Source organism: Silvanigrella paludirubra, assembly GCF_009208775.1.
GTDB classification, from domain to species: domain Bacteria; phylum Bdellovibrionota_B; class Oligoflexia; order Silvanigrellales; family Silvanigrellaceae; genus Silvanigrella; species Silvanigrella paludirubra.
The window spans coordinates 237000-255031 of record NZ_WFLM01000004.1 but is presented as its reverse complement, the minus strand read 5'-3'; the positions used below and the strand labels follow the sequence as shown (position 1 = coordinate 255031).

12 protein-coding genes are annotated in these 18032 nt (G+C 31.0%); 11 read left to right on the top strand and 1 reads right to left on the bottom strand.

What is annotated here, in order from left to right:
- Positions 1 to 86: 86 nt before the first annotated feature.
- Both GCL60_RS11785 and GCL60_RS11780 read left to right on the top strand, forming a co-directional pair.
- Positions 87 to 2981, top strand: coding sequence for a response regulator (locus GCL60_RS11785; RefSeq protein WP_153420861.1), 2895 nt, complete (start codon positions 87 to 89; stop codon positions 2979 to 2981).
- A 31-nt stretch (positions 2982 to 3012) separates the two neighbouring features.
- Positions 3013 to 5238 carry a response regulator gene (locus GCL60_RS11780; RefSeq protein ID WP_153420860.1) on the top strand — a complete coding sequence of 742 codons (2226 nt, stop codon included), beginning with the start codon at positions 3013 to 3015 and terminating at the stop codon, positions 5236 to 5238.
- On the opposite strand, the gene GCL60_RS11775 is transcribed toward GCL60_RS11780, so the two are convergent.
- Entirely contained in the window at positions 5228 to 8785 is a 3558-nt protein-coding gene (locus GCL60_RS11775) for a transglycosylase domain-containing protein (protein WP_161998187.1), read from the bottom strand. The two genes, GCL60_RS11780 and GCL60_RS11775, sit on opposite strands and share 11 nt — an antisense overlap.
- A gap of 120 nt (positions 8786 to 8905) precedes the next feature.
- Here GCL60_RS11775 and lgt point away from each other — a divergent pair, with 120 nt between their 5' ends.
- The 9 genes from lgt to trpD all read left to right on the top strand — a co-directional run bounded on the left by lgt (position 8906) and on the right by trpD (position 18016).
- Positions 8906 to 10078: a prolipoprotein diacylglyceryl transferase gene (gene lgt, locus GCL60_RS11770; protein ID WP_161998186.1), complete on the top strand. Its 1173-nt coding sequence runs from the start codon at positions 8906 to 8908 to the stop codon at positions 10076 to 10078.
- The gene (locus GCL60_RS11765; protein WP_153420857.1) at positions 10075 to 10881 is read left to right on the top strand and encodes a phosphatase PAP2 family protein; all 807 of its coding nucleotides are present in this window, start codon (positions 10075 to 10077) and stop codon (positions 10879 to 10881) included. The genes lgt and GCL60_RS11765 overlap by 4 nt, the downstream gene beginning before the upstream one ends.
- Positions 10882 to 10965: 84 nt before the next feature.
- Positions 10966 to 11457, top strand: coding sequence for an LOG family protein (locus GCL60_RS11760; protein WP_161998185.1), 492 nt, complete (start codon positions 10966 to 10968; stop codon positions 11455 to 11457).
- 19 nt (positions 11458 to 11476) lie between these two features.
- Positions 11477 to 12196 (top strand): LolA family protein, encoded by a 720-nt coding sequence (locus GCL60_RS11755; RefSeq protein ID WP_153420855.1) that lies wholly within the window; start codon positions 11477 to 11479, stop codon positions 12194 to 12196.
- 9 nt (positions 12197 to 12205) lie between these two features.
- Positions 12206 to 13585, top strand: a complete 1380-nt coding sequence (gene cdaA / locus GCL60_RS11750; protein ID WP_153420854.1) for a diadenylate cyclase CdaA — start codon at positions 12206 to 12208, stop codon at positions 13583 to 13585.
- Positions 13585 to 14547: a CdaR family protein gene (locus tag GCL60_RS11745; protein WP_153420853.1), complete on the top strand. Its 963-nt coding sequence runs from the start codon at positions 13585 to 13587 to the stop codon at positions 14545 to 14547. Before cdaA ends, GCL60_RS11745 begins: the two co-directional genes overlap by 1 nt.
- Before the next feature lie 13 nt (positions 14548 to 14560).
- Entirely contained in the window at positions 14561 to 15910 is a 1350-nt protein-coding gene (gene glmM, locus GCL60_RS11740; RefSeq protein ID WP_153420852.1) for a phosphoglucosamine mutase, read from the top strand.
- Positions 15911 to 15954: 44 nt separating this feature from the next.
- The gene (locus tag GCL60_RS11735) at positions 15955 to 16995 is read left to right on the top strand and encodes an alpha/beta fold hydrolase (RefSeq protein ID WP_161998184.1); all 1041 of its coding nucleotides are present in this window, start codon (positions 15955 to 15957) and stop codon (positions 16993 to 16995) included.
- Positions 16985 to 18016, top strand: coding sequence for an anthranilate phosphoribosyltransferase (trpD, locus tag GCL60_RS11730; RefSeq protein WP_161998183.1), 1032 nt, complete (start codon positions 16985 to 16987; stop codon positions 18014 to 18016). Before GCL60_RS11735 ends, trpD begins: the two co-directional genes overlap by 11 nt.
- Positions 18017 to 18032 lie beyond the last annotated feature (16 nt).

Below are 18032 nucleotides of genomic sequence, written 5' to 3'. Positions count from 1 at the left end.
TTTTTATTTCGTTTTCTTAAAACAAAAAGATTATTTGAGTTTATCCGATAAAAAATGGGGAAAATTTGAATAGGACATTTAAAATTATGTTTTGTTATTTGGAAGAAAAAATCCAAAGTCTAAATATAGGAAAAAGAAGGCTCTTTACCATGGGCACAATTCTTTGTGCCTTATTCTTAGGTTATTTTGCAAACTATTATACTTCTGAAAGTATTTTTAAATCTTTCGAAAATATTATTTTTATTGGAAATATGCTATTCTCTTTTTCCTTAATTTCTTTTTTCTCATTTAGAAGAAAATTTTCAAAAAGACCTTATTCTAAAATACATTATTTTTCTCAATCATTTATTATACTATCTTTAATTACAATTGTTTTTATGGATAATAATGTTATAACATTCCAAGAAAAAGATAAAATAATTTCAATTATTAATATATTTATTTGGTATGCGGTATCTTTAAATATATCTATTATTTATTCTATTAGCAAAAATAATAGAATGGAATATTTTGTAAGAAACAAAACAAATCCTATAGTTTATCTAATTTTTATATCACTTTTATCTATCCCTTTAATTAATTTACTTAATTTAAACTTAATTATTTTATTAGGTATTATTCAAATAGCACCCATAGCATCTTTAATAACATCTGTTGAAAATATGCCTCAGAAAAACGAGAAAAACGAACTTATTTATTTGACTCTATTTATCGCTATTTTTTGTTCTTGTTATTCATTAGGAATTGCAATAAGCCCTATTAAAATTCAAAGCCATTTATTAAATGAATTAGCTCTTATGCTAGTATTGAGTACATTATCACTTAGAAACCATATAAAATTAACAACAGAATTTAATAAAATCCATGAATTCTCAATTACCCTTGCTAGAAAAATGGGTGAATTGAGTTTAATGCATATAGAAGCACAAAAATCTGAAATTGCAAAAGAGAATTTTTTAGCCACAATGAGTCATGAAATTAGAACTCCAGTTAATGGAATTATTGGCCATGCTGAACTTTTGAATGACACTAATATCAATGAAGAACAAAAACGATTATTAAGCATGATAACAATTAGCAGCAACAATTTAATGAAGTTAATTAATGAAGTACTCGATTTACCAAATTTAATCTCTGGACATATTATTTTAAGTAAAGAAAAAATTGATGTTTCTGAACTTGTCGAAAGTGTCATTGACGTTGTAAGCCCAAAAAGTTTTGAAAAGGGTTTAGATTTAACTTATTTTATTGAACCATCTGTCCCCCAAGAAATTATTGGTGATCACAAAAGAATTGGACAAATTTTACTAAACTTATGTAATAATGCGCTAAAATTTACTGAAAAAGGTGAAGTTTTTATTGGCGTAACACAAATAGATCAATTAGATGAAAAACATGTTGAACTTTTATTTGAAGTAAAAGATACGGGTATTGGAATTCCTGCAAATAAAATTAAAAAATTATTTAAAGCCTATTCACAAACAGACGCTTCAATTTCTAGAAAATTTGGTGGCACTGGTCTTGGTCTTGCTATTTCTGCTCAATTAATTGAACTTATGAAAGGAAAAATTTGGGTTGAAAGTATTGTAGGAAAAGGAACCCGATTTTTATTTACTCTAAAAAGCGAAATTCCGTCTGAGTTTTCACCACCGAGCTATAATATTTCTAATTTAAGTGGTTTAAAATGCCTTGTCATTTCTGAAAACCCAACTATGCGGTATATTTTAGGAAGAAGATTTAAACAATGGAAAATGGGTGCAAAAATTGTTTCTAAATTTGAAGAAGCACAAAGCATTATTGGAATTGAGGAATTTAGAGTATTAATTGTAGATATTGTAAGTGAAAGCAAAAAAGCGGTCATGTTTTTAAAAGCGAATCAAATAAACCCTACAGGAAGAATTCCTTCCATTGCTCTTATCTCTTTAGGAAAAAATGCTACTCCCGATTTACATCAAATTGCAAATGAAACAATTACAAAACCACTTAAAACAGAAACATTAGCAAAAACAATTGCAAAAATTATAAATAGAAAAGAAGCTCCAAAAGATATTCCTTTAACAATACAAACTCAAACTGAAATTCCAACAATTAACGCATTTAATAAAAATTTACCTTTAGATAAAATCAAAAGTTTAAAAATTCTTGTTGCTGAAGATAATCCTGTAAATCAAAAATTAATTAAAAGTGTTTTGACCAAAATGGGATTTACTCCTAAATTAGTAGAAAATGGAAGACTTGCAGTTGAAGAAGAAGAAAAAGAAAAATATGACCTTATTTTAATGGATCTCCAAATGCCAGAAATGGACGGCATTAACGCTACTAAAAATATAATTATTAATGCCCGCAAAAGAACTCGCCCTAAAATTATTGCCGTAACAGCAAATGCCATGCCAGGTGATAAAGAAAGATGTATTGATGCTGGAATGGATGATTATATTTCTAAGCCTATTCAATTTCAATTATTATCAGAAAAAATTGCTCAGTGGATTAATTTAGATAATTTAGCAGAATCAAAAAATGAAAATGATACAAGTAAAAAAGAAATATCAAACCAAATTACAACTCCAAATACAGGAGTCCTTCCAATGAATAGTGAAAAAACACCACAAACTCTAAAAATACTTGTCGCAGAAGACAATGCTGTAAATCAAAAACTAATCATAAGTATTTTAAAAAAATTAGGGTACAGTGCTACCTTAGTTGAAAATGGACTTCTTGCTTATGAAGCTTGCTTAAAAGAAAAATATGACATTATTATTATGGATCTTCAAATGCCCGTTATGGATGGACTTGATGCCAGTAGAAAAATAAAATCAAGCGATACCATAAATCCCAAGCCAATCATTATTGCCTTAACAGCAAACGCCATGACAGGAGATAAAGAAAGATGCCTTGGAGCAGGAATGGATGATTATATGACAAAACCAATACAAATTAAAATATTGGAAGAAAATTTAAAAAAATGGGGAAATATAAAGTAATGCATTATGTTATTACATAAGGTGAATTAAGATGATACAAATTAGAAATATTTATTGGAGATTCCCTTTTTTCCTGGTAAGTAAAAAATCACTTTCCGTTCTTCTAATTTTATCTATTTTAATATTATATTATAATAAAAATATTTTAGATCAAAAACTATTACTAACATTTTATTGTATATCTGCATGGATTATTACAGCAACATTTTTATTATTTAAATTAGTTTATATTAGTGGAATAAATCAATATTCACTTTATTCAAAAATTGTGGCGGTTTATGCTGTTTTATCCTGGCTCGAATTATCAATCCTTCTTATAAACGATCCTACATTAACTAAAATCGTTCCATTTATTCAAAAAATTCCTCTATTATTTTTTTATATGTACATAATTGTATATAAATATAAATATAAAATGAAAGTAAATAGAATGGAGCCTTGGATTACAGGTATATACTATATAACAATTCCTTATTTAATTTTATCAATATACAATTATTTTATTCCTAACAATGCAGGAAAATTCATAGAAGTTTTTACTTTGTTTTACATAGATTTAATTGCTTTTTCTCATGCTATTTCTGTTTCTTTACAAGAATATTTAAGGCTTGGAAAACTTCAAGATGACATGGAAAAAAGAAATATTGAAATTTTACAGTTTGCAGAAAAAGCAAAAGAATCGACAAGAATGAAAGGCGAATTTTTAGCCAATATGAGCCATGAATTAAGAACGCCTCTTAATGGTATTTTAGGATCTGCAACTCTTTTAATAGGTACAAAATTAAATCAAGAACAAAGAAATTATCTTGAAACTTTAAGAATATGCGGTAATAATTTACTTGTTATTATTAATGAAATTTTAGACTATTCAAAAATTGAGGCTAATAAACTAGAGTTAGAACATATTCCCTTTGAAATAAATTCTTGTATTGAAAATGTATTTGAATTACTTGCCCCTGCTGCTGCTGCACAAGAAACAGATTTAATTTATTTTATTGACTATGATGTTCCAAAAATAATTGTAAGTGATTATACTCGAGTTCAGCAAGTACTAACTCATTTAGTAGACAATGCCATCAAATTTACAAATAAAGGTCATGCTTTAGTAAAAGTCAGCAATGAAAAAAAAGATAAAGGAAAGTTTTTAATTAGATTTGAAATTATTGATACTGGTAGAGGTATATCAAGAAAAGATATTAATAAACTATTTAAATCATTTTCACAAATTGATGACTCATCAACTCGAAAATATGGTGGAACAGGTTTGGGATTGAGCATTGCAAAACGACTTACCGAATTAATGGGTGGTGTTATAGGAGTTAAAAGCGAATCTGGAAAAGGCTCTACATTTACTTTTACTGTTGCTGTCGATTTTGAGGAAGCAGAAAAATTAAGCTTTGAAAAAGATAAAGAAAATGAACCTAAAATGTTACATTTGCAAAATAAAATTGCTTTTATTGTTGAAAAAAATCCAATTCAACTCGAAGCAATTAGGCTGAAATTAGAAAAATGGGGACTAGAAGCATATACGGCATCAAGCAACTTAGAAGCAATCGAAATTCCATCTCAAGTCCCACCAAACTTTGTTATTATATCTATTGATGATTTTGATTATGAAAAATTAAGATCCGATTTAATATCAAAATATATGGATCAAACAATTATCTTTTTAGCCATATTAAAGAACTCTAGTATTTATTATTCAGAAGAAAAGTTTTTACCAAAAGGTTTTGCTTCGGCAATAAATAAACCAATTCGTATATCTCAAATTTTAGAGGCTTTGATCGATACTTCCACAGCAAAACAAAAAGGAAGTATTGCTGGTATAAAACTAGATCAATCCAAAGTTTCTGACTTATATCCTTTAAGAATCCTTGTTGCGGAAGATAATGTAGTGAATCAAAAATTAATTACAAACATGCTAAAAAAATTTGGTTACCTTTGCGATATCGTTGCAAATGGAAATGAAGTTTTAGAAGCCTTAACACGAAATCAATATGATATTATTTTAATGGACGTACAAATGCCAGACTTAGACGGCATAGAAGCTACAAAAAGAATTGTTATTAAATATCCAAAAAGTGCGAGCCGCCCTCATATTATTGCGATGACAGCACACGCACGCGGTGCCGAAGGACAGGTTTGTTTAGATGCAGGAATGGAAGGTTACTTAGGAAAACCAATTGATATGAAAGAACTCAAGCAAGTGCTTGAGTTCTGGGGAAACAAAGTGAACAAATTAAAATCTACGGCTTAAGTTTTAAAACAGGAGGCGGTGGAGGAAGATCGTCACCTAAACCTTTATCACCTGCCCGAGCTTTTGGTAATTCTTCATCATCAGCAGAATTTAAAGAACTTTTATCGCTATTTGTATCGGCTTTTCCTGAAATACTGGATAAAGGAACAGGAATTACAGGAGCATTTTGTTGCTGATTTTTTTCGTTACCTTCTGTTTGTTCTGTTACGCCAAGACTTACAACCTGTGCTTGTGGAGGTGGAATTGGGGTATAAAATGAAACTCTTCTTTTAGGAACAAAAATACCGTCTGAAGTAGATCCTGGTAAATAAACTTTAAATAATCTTTGACCTGTATCTGAATAATCATTTGCATATGGATTATCTGCTTGAGTGGTATCATTGTCTTCTTCTGGATCTTGAGAAGATACAGAAACCCAAGAGTTTATAGGAACAACAACCTGTGATAAACCAGAACCATAATCAAATGGAATATTATGAGCTTTTTTACTAATTAAATATTTCCAATCTAATTTTTCTGCAAAATCTTGGTCTTTTATAATAGCGAGTGCAATTTCTTCCCAGGCAGGAATGGCAGCACCACCATAAACACGATATCCTTTGCGGACCATTGGTTCATTACTATCGTAGCCAATATAAGAAGCAATTGTATAAGCATTATCTGGCGAAAGTATGTCACCTTTTGAATTTGGATAAGGTAAAAATCCAATGTAGGTACCATTTTTATATTCATTTGTTGTTCCTGTTTTACCAAAAGCAGGAACTTTTATTTGTGATTCTAATAATTGTTTATCAATTTCATCATCATTAGATCTTAAAACAATACTCTTATTTAAGACATATGCAGTCCCGCCAGTAACGGTTCCCCTTAAAGTATTAAGCATAGATGCGGAATAAAAATTATCTGAAAATTGATACTCTTTTGCTTTTGCTTCCCATAGTAAGTTGCCACTTGCATCTTCTATGCGTTTAATTAACAACAACTGATTTGGTTGTGCAATATTAAAATAACGATAGGTTTTTCCAGTTAAAAATGTTTGGTACATTAAAGCAAGATCCGCTAAAGTAACATCATTTGAACCTAGAGAGAACGATGGAACCCATTTCATTGGTTCTTGAACACCCATATCATTAACCATATTTGCCGCATAATACATACCTAAAGAGTATCTAAAATCTGCATTCCAAAAGAGTCTTTCTAACGGTGGCGCTGACTGAACTTCTTTCCATTTTTTAGCAATTTCTGAGTTTATATTATCTAAAATAGATAAAGGAACAACGCCGTCTAATAATACATTTGAAATATTTAAACTACTTGGATTTGCTCTTACATAAGTTAATAAAGAATCAATACTCATTAGGGTTGCACGTACAGGCGGAACAATATTGATTGTTACCTCAGGACGCCAAGGGTTTTGAGATTGGAAAACAAGGGTTCCATCTTCTGTTTTTGCAAATGAAGAAAAATAATCTCTATCTGTTTCTGATATAGGAGAACCACTAACAATTTTATTTAAGGAGTCTATAGCTTTACGAGCTTGAGAAGCAGATTTATTCCATCTGATTAAATTATTTTTTAAAATATTTAATCTTAATTCTTTTTCTTTTGGGGGTAGTTCTTTTTCATCAGTTAATATTTGTTCTTGTTTATCAAAACCATTTCCAAAATGTAATGTTCTTAAAAAAACTTTTAATCTAGAATTTCCAACAACAGATAAATCGGAAAGTAAATCCGATTTAACTTTTTCAAGAATCCCAGACTTAATATAAATTTCATTATCTGCAGAAGCATTAAACTTATTCGCAATTAAAGATAAAGTTTGTTCAATAGACTTTCCGTTACCCGTAATTTCTAGGAAATTTAATAAATCTAAATATTGGTCATAACTTAATTTATCTAACAAATGTTTTAATAACCAAACACTAGCTAAGTTTTCAGACTTTGCGCCAGCACCCAATATTGTGGTTTCTAAACTTGTAATAGCATGGTCTGGTCTAGGATAGTAAAATACGCCTTGCCAAGTAAAGGCATCTCTAATATTGGAAAGAGGATCTAAGACAGTCCATCCTAATTGTTGAGCTGCATAATAAACTGGAGTTTTAAATGAAGAACCTGGTTGTCTTTCTGCAAAAATAGCTCGGTTATATTCACTGGAAGAAAAGCCACCGGCCATTGCAATAATTTTACCTTTATCAAGAACAATAGCAGCCCCTTGAACTCTTGGCCTTGATTCTAAATCACAAAACATAGTGCCATCAGATTTGATTTTTGTAACACTTGTTAAAACATATTGGCCAACATGCATTGAATTTAAGAGACTCTCTACGGATTTCTTTTTACCGCGTCTAAAAGGCTGATCCGACACTAAAGAAACACGATTTATAGCATCTGTATTTATTGTACAAGTAGGAATACCAAAACTAATAGTTACTTTTTCGCTTTCTGGTGATTTATCTATATTTTCAATTTTACCCACATAAAAACCATATAATTCTGGTTTTTGAATATTAACAAAATTGGATTGTGGTTCTGCACTAAAACCATTTAGAATAATTTGAATTCGACTTAAGTTTTGTCTTAAACCATATTGAGCTGCCCCTTGAATATCTTTTTCAAGAGTTGTGGTTAAACGAAGACCCATTGTACCAACTTCATCGACATTATTTGCGCCTATGGCTGATAATATTTCAGGACGTGAAAGTTGTTTTAAAATAATTTGATTAACCGCAAGTTCATTAAACTGAAACTTTCCTTGATTAAAAGGAACAGGTTCTTTTATAGAATCATCATATTGTTGTTTCGTTATTTTTTGAGTTTTGAGAAGTCTTTCTAGAACATAATTTTTTCGAATTAAAGCTTCTCTTCTTGCTTTTTCCTGACCTACAACAGAAGTTTTCGTAAAGGGATTATATTTTTCAGGTCCTTTTACACTTCCTGCAATAAAAGCAGATTCTATTAAATTTAAATCTTCGACATTTTTATTAAAGTAATATTTTGCAGCAACACCAACACCACGCCCATTTCCAGTTACATGAAATTGATTTAAATAAAACTCAAGAATTTGCTCTTTTGAATACATTTTTTCTAATTTAAATGCATTAATCATTTCTTGAAACTTAGTATAAATATCTGTTTCTTTACGCCCAAAAAGATTTTTTACTGTTTGTTGCGTAATTGTAGAGGCACCCTGCCTTGTTTTAAATATAATATTATGAATAGCTGCTCGCAAAATACCTTTGGGATCTATACCAACATTCGTATAAAAATCTTCATCTTCAGCAGCAACAATGGAATCTTTCATTGTCTGAGGAATTTGATCAATATTTACATAAATTCTATGTTCTTGGCCAAATAAACTACCAAGTTGTGATTGCCCATCAGCATAATATAAAACAGTCTCTTTCGATAATATTTCAATTATTCTTGTTTTTTCAAAATCAGAATAATTTCCCGCATACACTTGCCAAGCGACATAACCAATACCTGCAAAAATCGGAATACAAGAAACAAAAATTAAAAATAAAAACAAAAAAATAATCTTTTTCATATGAACTCCATAATCAAGCACTCTTCTTAATGCCTTGCTTGCTTGATCAAAGCAACCTACTGTCATACAGAAAGCTAGTGTATGATAAATTTCCAAGCATACAAGAGGAGACATCGTGCCATGACACCTTCACAATCTTATTGGACATTTGACTTAAGTCCCTATGTTTTTCAAGTTAAGAACATAAATTTTAATTGGGTAACAACTTGGTGGGGCATTTTATTGCTTCTTGCTGTTTTTGGGGGAGGTTTATTTTTTACATGGACTCAATCCAAAAAGTTAAAAACGAGTGAAAAACTAAACAAAAATCCTGAAAATACATCTTTGTTATCAAAAAAAATTCAAAATATAGAATTAATTCAGACAATTTTAATATATTCATTAGCTATTGTTTCAATCCTATTTGTTTTACAAATTATGAAAATAAACTGGGGATTAAGATGGTATAGCACCATGTATTTAATTGGATTTATTTCTGTATATGTCGGTTGTATGATTTGGATTCGTAAGCGTACACTTATGCTGACTGAAGGCATGCTTATGAATTTAATTACTTTATGTATTATTGGTATGCTTATTGGAGCAAGAGCTGCTTACGTATTTGTTTATAACTGGGATTTTTATAAAACACGTCCTTTAGATGCCATAGCAACATGGGAAGGTGGCTTGTCTTTTCATGGTGGTATTATTGGTGTTTCTTTAGCTATTTTATATTATTGCCGAAAATACAAAATTCCATTTTTTCATTTAACCGATAAACTTGTTCGCGTGATCCCAATTGGAATTGGAATGGGACGTATTGGAAATTTTTTAAATGGAGAATTATGGGGTAGACCGATTGAAGGCAACGTACCTTGGGCTATCATTTTTCCTGAAGGTGGTGCGGTAGCAAGACATCCAAGTCAAATATACCAAAGTCTCGGTGAAGGTTGGGGTTTATTTATAACCTTATATATTATTTCAAGATGGAAACAAAAAGAAGGAACTATTTCTGCTTGTTTTGTTATTTTTTACTGTCTCTATCGTTTTATTGTTGAATATTTTAGAGCTGCCGATGCACAAATTAGTTATCTTTATTTATCAAATTTCTCTTGGGCTCCTTTAAATGCTTATCCAAATGCTTCTTGGTGGCAAATATTAACAATGGGTCAAATATTATGCTTATGTTTCCTTATATCTGGATTAATAATGCTTTATTTTACTCGTAAAAATATATTAGAATATAGTTCAGAGTGGACAAAAAGAATTGAAGAATTTCATAAAATGCATGCAGCAGAGAATAGTAAAAAATGATTTACACCGATCCCATTGAACCGCCTCAAGATAATTTTCAAAGCTCTTTAAGTTGGATGAGTTTTAATCCAGGAGACTTAAAACAAGATATCGTTACCTTACCATTAGAAGGCGCAATTATAGGAGTTATGAATGCTTTTTATACTCCTAAAGCAAATCCAGTATGGCCATTTAATAATGAATATCCCGATTTAAATCATAGCCCTACTTCTTTGCCTGGAACAAAACTGTTACCTTATGCCCTTGGCTCTGCAACTCTTGTTTTAGGAGGACTTACTCTAACAAATGATAATTTTTTCTTAGGAACACATATGAGAGGATGGCTACATGCTATCCTTTTAACAGAAATTGCAACATCAACAGCAAAAATATCCTTTCAAAGAAAACGCCCATTTTATGATAATATAAATTCAGATGGCCCTTCAACATATGATAATCGATTTTCATTTTTTAGTGGACATTCATCCCATGCCTTTTCTTTTGCAACATATTCAAGCGCCCTTATGTTTGAATATTCCAATAGTCAAATTCTAAATTGGTCCTACGCTGCTTTATCTTATTCTGCTGCAACATGGATTGCTTCTTCTAGAGTAAAAGATCATGCACATAATGTAAGTGATGTTGTCGTTGGTGGTTTAGTGGGAACTCTAATTTCAGCTGCTGTATTTTACAGAGTTGAAAATACGATTCAAAATAAAAGAGTATCCTCCTCTAAAAAATATGAAATGTTAGCCATTCCTTATGCTTTTAATGATGAAAACAATAGATCATGGTATGGCGCAAATTTTGAAATTAAATTTTAAATAAATTTTCTATTTTCATTTATATTTTATTCTTTTCTATAATGAAATTTAATAGTATCTTAAATAATGGAGGTGCTTATTATCATGGTTTTTTTAACACAGCCTTCAATTGGCATTATTTGTTCTTCAAAAATGGAGGTGCCTAAACCTTTAACTGATTTTGCTTTTGAATTTGGAAATCTTATAGGAAAACTTCATTTTAATGTTATTTATAATGAAAATAATTCAGGATTAATAGAAGCCTTAAAAAATGGAGTAAAAAATGCTAAAGGGGATTTAAATTCTTTAAATAAAGATATCTCTAAAACAAAAAAATCTCAATTTATTTACGAAAATTCAGATATTCTTTGTATTTTACCTGGAAGTTTAGATACCCTAAGTGAGTTCATAAAATTTATAAATATAAACAAAAATAGTAACACTAAAAAAACAATTATTATTGTAGATATTTTAAATTATTTCTCAAATTTATTAAATTGGCTTGAAGAAATCTCTTTAATAAATATGACAGAATCTCCTGCAGAAATGTTTTGTATTGCACGCTCTATTTCTGATCTTGAAAAATTTTTAACTTGAATTATTTTTAGAGGCCATAATGTTTAAAAAACTTATTAAAATAAATTTTATAGTTTTATCCTTATTAGCAATAAATCCTATTTATTCCCAGACAAAAAAAACAAGCAAATCATTTGAGACTAGATATACAGAAACAATGAAATTGGCTTCAAAGCAAGAAATTTTTACCGTAAATTTTAAACAGGAAATTTATTCCGCTCTTCGAGATAAAATTTCTTTATCCGATGGTGTTTTATCAATAAAAAAACCATCTTCTTTTCGATTTGAAATTACTTCACCACGTAAGGAAATTTATCTTTCCAATGGAAAAAGTTTTTGGAAATATATTCCAGAATTAAAACATGCACAGCACTTAAATGCGAGTTCAAATGAACTTGGATTCGTTCAACTTTTAACTGATCTTTCAAATATTAAAAAATTTTATGACGTCACTGAGTGGAAAAAAAGTGAAGGCAAAAAAGCACAACACGACATAAATACCTCTCATGTAAAATCTGACACTCCCCCACTACAAAATGACGATGATATCCTTTTGAGACTAACTCCCAAAGGAGACAAACAGCAAAAAGTTTTATACGCTGTTATTCAGGTGAAGACTGGTTTCATTCAAGAGCTTCGTATTGTGCAGTTAAATGGAAACCGTACAAGACTTCTTTTTGATACTTATTCACCAAAGCCAGTTTCAAATGATTTATTTGAATTTACCCCACCACAAGGAATTGTAGTGGATAAGATGTAATGGGAAGGAATGAATTACTTAGAATCAATTAAAACAATAATATCTTGGAAAGCTATCCTAGACATTTCTCTAGTGGCATTCTTACTTTATCAAATTATATCTCTTCTTAAAGGAACAAGAGCCGCTCAAGTTCTTATTGGAATGCTTGTCATATTTATCACTTATGTTTTTTCAAGCATGCTTCAATTTGATACATTGCATTGGATCATAAGTAAATTTTATTCTTCTTTTATTATTGTTGTTATTGTACTTTTTCAAGATGATATTCGTCGTTTACTTACAAGATTCGGTCGTGGCCCGTTTACAACAGGACTCGATTCCGTTTCTGGAACAAATATTATAGATGAAATCACAAATGCAGCAAAATCTTTAAGCCATGAGCGTATTGGGGCTCTTATCGTTTTTGAGCGTTCAGTCGGATTAGATAAATTATACGATCACAGCATAATGCTTGATGCTGTTGTCTCAGAGCAATTATTAAGCAGCATATTTCAATCATTTTCTCCACTTCATGATGGCGCTGTTATCATTAAAAAAGATAGAATTAATTGCGCTTCAGCTCAATTACCACTTTCAAAAAACCCACGATTTTCTAAAAAAATGGGGACACGTCATAGTGCGGCCGTTGGAATATCCGAAGAAACAGACGCAGTTGTCCTTGTTGTTAGTGAAGAAACGGGGAATATATCTATTGCCTGGGAAGGTAACTTACAAAGACAAAGTTCTTCTGAAGCTGCTCGAAAAATGCTTTCCATTCTTCTTTTACCAAGAGGACAAAACTCAAATATAATTTATTGGATAGAAAATTTTGTATTATTTAAATATCATAAATTTATTTTAAAATTAAAATCTATTTTTAGTTCTAATAAAATACAACCATTTGATAATGACAGAAGAAAATCTAATGACAAATCAAACTCCTTGCAAAAAAAGGTATCTTCACTGGAGACTTTGGCTATACAACAAGCAGAGTTGTCTATGCAACAAGTAGAATATGAAAATAAAATTGCTTCAAACGTACCAAAAAATATTCATATAAGGTTTCCTAGAAGTTCAAAAATTAAAGATATAAAATCGTCGGATATTCAATTTATATCGAGTAATATTTTAAATAAACATCAAAGTTTGAATAATGACTCTAATAATTTAAAAGATGATGATATTGATAATTTAGAACATGAAGAAGAAAATAAAAATGCAAGCGGAAAAAATAAGGCACTAAAAGCAATTGCTGAAATTGCACCTGAAGATCGCTTTGATCCACCAATACCCAAATCTCCTCCACCTCGGGATGTTTCCATTGGTGGTATTCCTCTCGATCCTCCTATAGAAAAAAACAAAAATGAGGAAACTCCTTTAGAAAAAATAAAAAAGGATGATAAAAAATAATGCCAGCTGGATCACACGAAAATACATCTTTTTTAAGGGACTTTATTAAACTTATTACCAATAATTTTTGGTTAAAAGTTCTCTCTGTTTTATTTGCCATAGTTATATTTTTTATTGTGAGAACAGACAAAGATTTGAGTTTTGAAAAAATTGCGAGAGTTAAGTTAATAACTTCACCCTCTATGATTATTTTAGGACAAAAAGAACGAACTCTTGATGTTACGATAAAACAACAAAACTCTATTTTTTCCATTTCGCCAACAGATATGGAACTCACGGGTGAAATTGAAATTATCAGTGAAACCCCAGGCCGCGTTCGTGTAAAAGTAAGTAGAGAAAATTTTCCAAAACTTCCAAAACAATATGCAATGTTAATTGAACGTCCATACATTGATGTTGATATAGATAAAATTCAAGAAAAAGTCTTACCAATACAAGCTGTGCTAAAAGGAGAACCTCAAGCGGGGCTCATGGTTGAGCAAGTAAAAGTAACACCATCACAAATCAAAGTATCTGGTTCTCGCCAACAGCTTGCAAGAACACAAAATATTTTTACAATACCCATTGTAATTGAAGGGATAAATAAAAATTTAATTACTGATGCAAATGTTGAATTAGAAGAATCTTCTGCAATTAAATCTTTTGAAAAAAGCGTTGTTGTTGCAATTACTTTAGGACCGAAAAAATTTAATCGCATTTTTCGTTCCGTTCCCATTGAAATCAAAAATGCGAATAAAAAGAATTTTTCTAAACTTCAATTACGCCCAAGCTCCATAGACGTTGAAGTTTCTGGGCAAAGAGTTATTCTCAATAAACTTGATCCGTCTGATGTTCGTGTTTTTATCGACGCATCAGACTTAAAACCTGGATGGCAAGACAAGCCAATCATTTTAAAAATTCCTGGGAATGTTTCCTTGGTTAAAATGATTCCAGACTCTATTTCAGTACATCTTAATCCTTGAAGGCATAAATGTTATGGCAAAATATTTCGGAACAGACGGCATTCGCGGCGAAGCGAATTCTGGATTGATGACACCTGTTAACTTATTAAAACTTGCTCAATCTTTTGGAGTTACTTTAAAAAGAAGATCAAATCGCCCTAAAGTTCTTTTAGGAAAAGACACTAGAGTTAGCGGATATTTAATTGAAGGCATAATTGCATCAGGACTTTGCAGCGTCGGTGTAGACGTTCTTTTTGTTGGTCCCTTACCAACTCCAGGAATTGCTTATTTAACGAGAGGCATGAGAGCCGATGCTGGCATTATGATTTCCGCAAGCCATAATCCTTATTATGATAATGGAATTAAATTATTTGATCATAACGGATTTAAATTACCAGATAGCGATGAATCCTATATTGAACAACTTATGGATAGTCCTGACCTTGAAAAATATTTAGTCAATTCCGAGCATATGGGCCGCGCAAAAAGAATTGATGATGCCATTGGTCAATATGCTGTATTTTTAAAAGAAAGATTTCCAAAAAATTTAAAATTAGATGGCAAAAAAATTGTTTTGGATTGTGCTCATGGTGCAGGATACAAAGTGGCTCCAAAAGTATTTGAAGAATTGGGCGCTGAAGTCATAAGTATACATAATGATCCCAATGGCTTTAATATCAATTTAAATAGTGGCGCTCTCCACCCACAAATTTTAGCAGAAAAGGTTGTGGAATATAAAGCGGATATTGGCTTTGCTTTAGATGGTGATGCCGACAGATTGATCGTAGTAGATGAAAAAGGAAACATTCTAGATGGAGACCACATTATCGCTATGTGTGCTCTTGAAATGAAATCACAAAATCAATTAAAAAATAACGGTGTTTGTGTTACGATAATGAGCAACAAAGGTTTTGATGTCGCTATGGAAAATGCAGGTATCCATGTAGTCCGAACCAATGTTGGGGATCGTAACGTTATGGAAAGTATGCTCTCAAATGACTTTTATTTAGGTGGCGAACAATCTGGTCACCTTATCTTTTTGGACTCAAGCACAACAGGAGATGCTGTTATTGCTTGTTTAAAAGTTCTTGAAATGATGTGCCATACGAAAAAGAAAATATCTGAACTCACTTCTGTTATGAAAAAGTTTCCACAAATCACTAAAAATGTAAAAGTTAACAGGAAACCACCATTAGAGACTCTTCACATGACCACATCACTTGTGAGAGAATTTGAGAAAGAACTCGGTTCTTCAGGTCGGGTTTTGTTACGTTATAGCGGCACAGAATCCTTAGCTCGTATCACGCTTGAAGGACCTGAACTTAGCCAAATAGAGGTCATGGCAAGTAAAATTGAACAAATCCTCTTAAAAGAGATTGGATAAAAATGACCCAGAGGAATTTTAGCTTAGGTTTCCTTTCCGGCAATATGGATGTGAATAGATACCTACAACTCAAACTCCTTCAAATTATTATTCGCCCTGCCGGTAAGGTAGAAAACTTTGATGTAATAAAATCAACAGAAATAAAAGTAGATAGAACAATATCGAAATGTTTTAAAAAAATTCTTAACGTAACAGGATTTAAATCAAAAGTAATTCCAACAAAATTCGGACAGTTACATTATTATGATAGCGATCCAAATTCAAATTTAAAACCTCTTATTTTTGTTCACGGACTTGGTAGCAGTGCGCAAAGTTGGTGGATTTTAGGGAAAATGTTTGAAAATAAAAGGCGAATTATTATTCCCGATTTATTTCATATGTCTGGTTTTAGTGAAGCTAATAATCCTGTAATGGATTTTTTACAACATGCAGAATCCTTAATTGAATTTATTTCAACCACAACAAATCAATCTGTGGATCTTTGTGGGCTAAGCTTAGGCGGCTGGCTTTCTATGTATATTGCTAGCACAAATCCAAAATTAGTGAACAGCCTTATTTTAATGAACCCAGCTGGTTTAAAAATAAATCCCTTTGAATTAAGAGATACTCTTACTTTTTTAAGTTGGAAAAAATTTCAAAAATTATATCCTGGTATTTTAAAAGCCTTTCCTTATACGGGATTCCCATTATTAAGTAAAACAGCAAAACGTTCTTTATTTAGAAATTTAAAGGATGATAGAATTAAAGATCTTTTAAAATTAACAAAAGAAACTCATTTTGTGGACGACAATTTAAAAAATATAAATTGCCCAGTTCTCCTTCTGTGGGGTAAAGAAGACAGATTATTGTCAAGTAAAATACCTATTGTTCTTTCTAAAAGCATTAAAAATATCGACGCCAAATGGGTCGAAGGTTGTGCCCATGTTCTTTCCTTAGAGGCTCCTGCTACTTGTTTTCATGAAATAAATGAATTTTTAAATTTAAAATCTATAAAAAATAATCCATTTACACAATCCGTTTTATCTGCTAGTTTCGCATATCATACAACACCAATTCAAAAAAAAGAGAATGATCATGATTATTGATAAAAATTTCTCTCCCATAATGGAACAAGTTTTTGCAGGACGTGGATTTTCAATAGATGAAGCAGAAGCTCTTACACATAGCATGATAGATGGTACCTTATCTGATGTTCGAATAGCCGCTGTTCTTACAGGATTTCGGTTTTTGCCGATTTCTGAAGATGTGATCATTCGAATTTTAAATACAATTCAAGAAAAAAATAAAATAATAAAAGACCACAATTTAAATCATATTGTTGATTGCGCTGGTACTGGTGGAGATAGGCTTACAACCCTAAATATTTTAACGACAGCATCTATTGTAGCAGCAGGAGCAGGAGCAAATGTAGCTAAATTTACAGGAGTTAGTGTATCAAATAAATCGGCAAGCAGTGATGTTTTTCAAATGCTAAATTTATCTCCCGTTCAATCCGTTGAACAAGCATACGAAAATATAAAAGATTTTAAAATTGCCTTTTTAAGTTCTAAAACTTTTTATCCCACTCTAAAGCATTTAATGGATATAAGAAAAACATTAGGATTTAAAACAATTATTGATCTTTTATTTCCATTAGCAAATCCTGTTCCGTTAACAGGACAATTTATTGGGGTTTATCATAAAGATTGTTTACCTCTATTAATCAATTGTCTAAAAAAATTAAATAAAACAAGAGGAATGATAGCGCACGGCGAAGATGGCTTAGATGAAATATCTGTTTGTAGTGCATCCTATATTTCCAAATTAGAAAACGGAAAAATCACTCATGAAGTCATTAAACCCAGTGATTTTGGAATTCAAAATCATCAAATTAAAGACCTTCTTGGCAAAGATATAGAATACAATTCTAGAGTATTAATTGATGTCTTAAAAAACCAAGCCCATCCGGCAGTAATGGATGCCGTTGCCATGAACACAGCGGCAACACTTTGGTGCGCTGAATTATGTCAAGATTTAAAAGATGGATTAAAATTAGCAAGAAAAGCAATTCAATCTGGAAAAGCGCTTCATGTATTTGAAAAATGGAAATCAATTTCACAACAATGAAGAGAAAAATATTTTT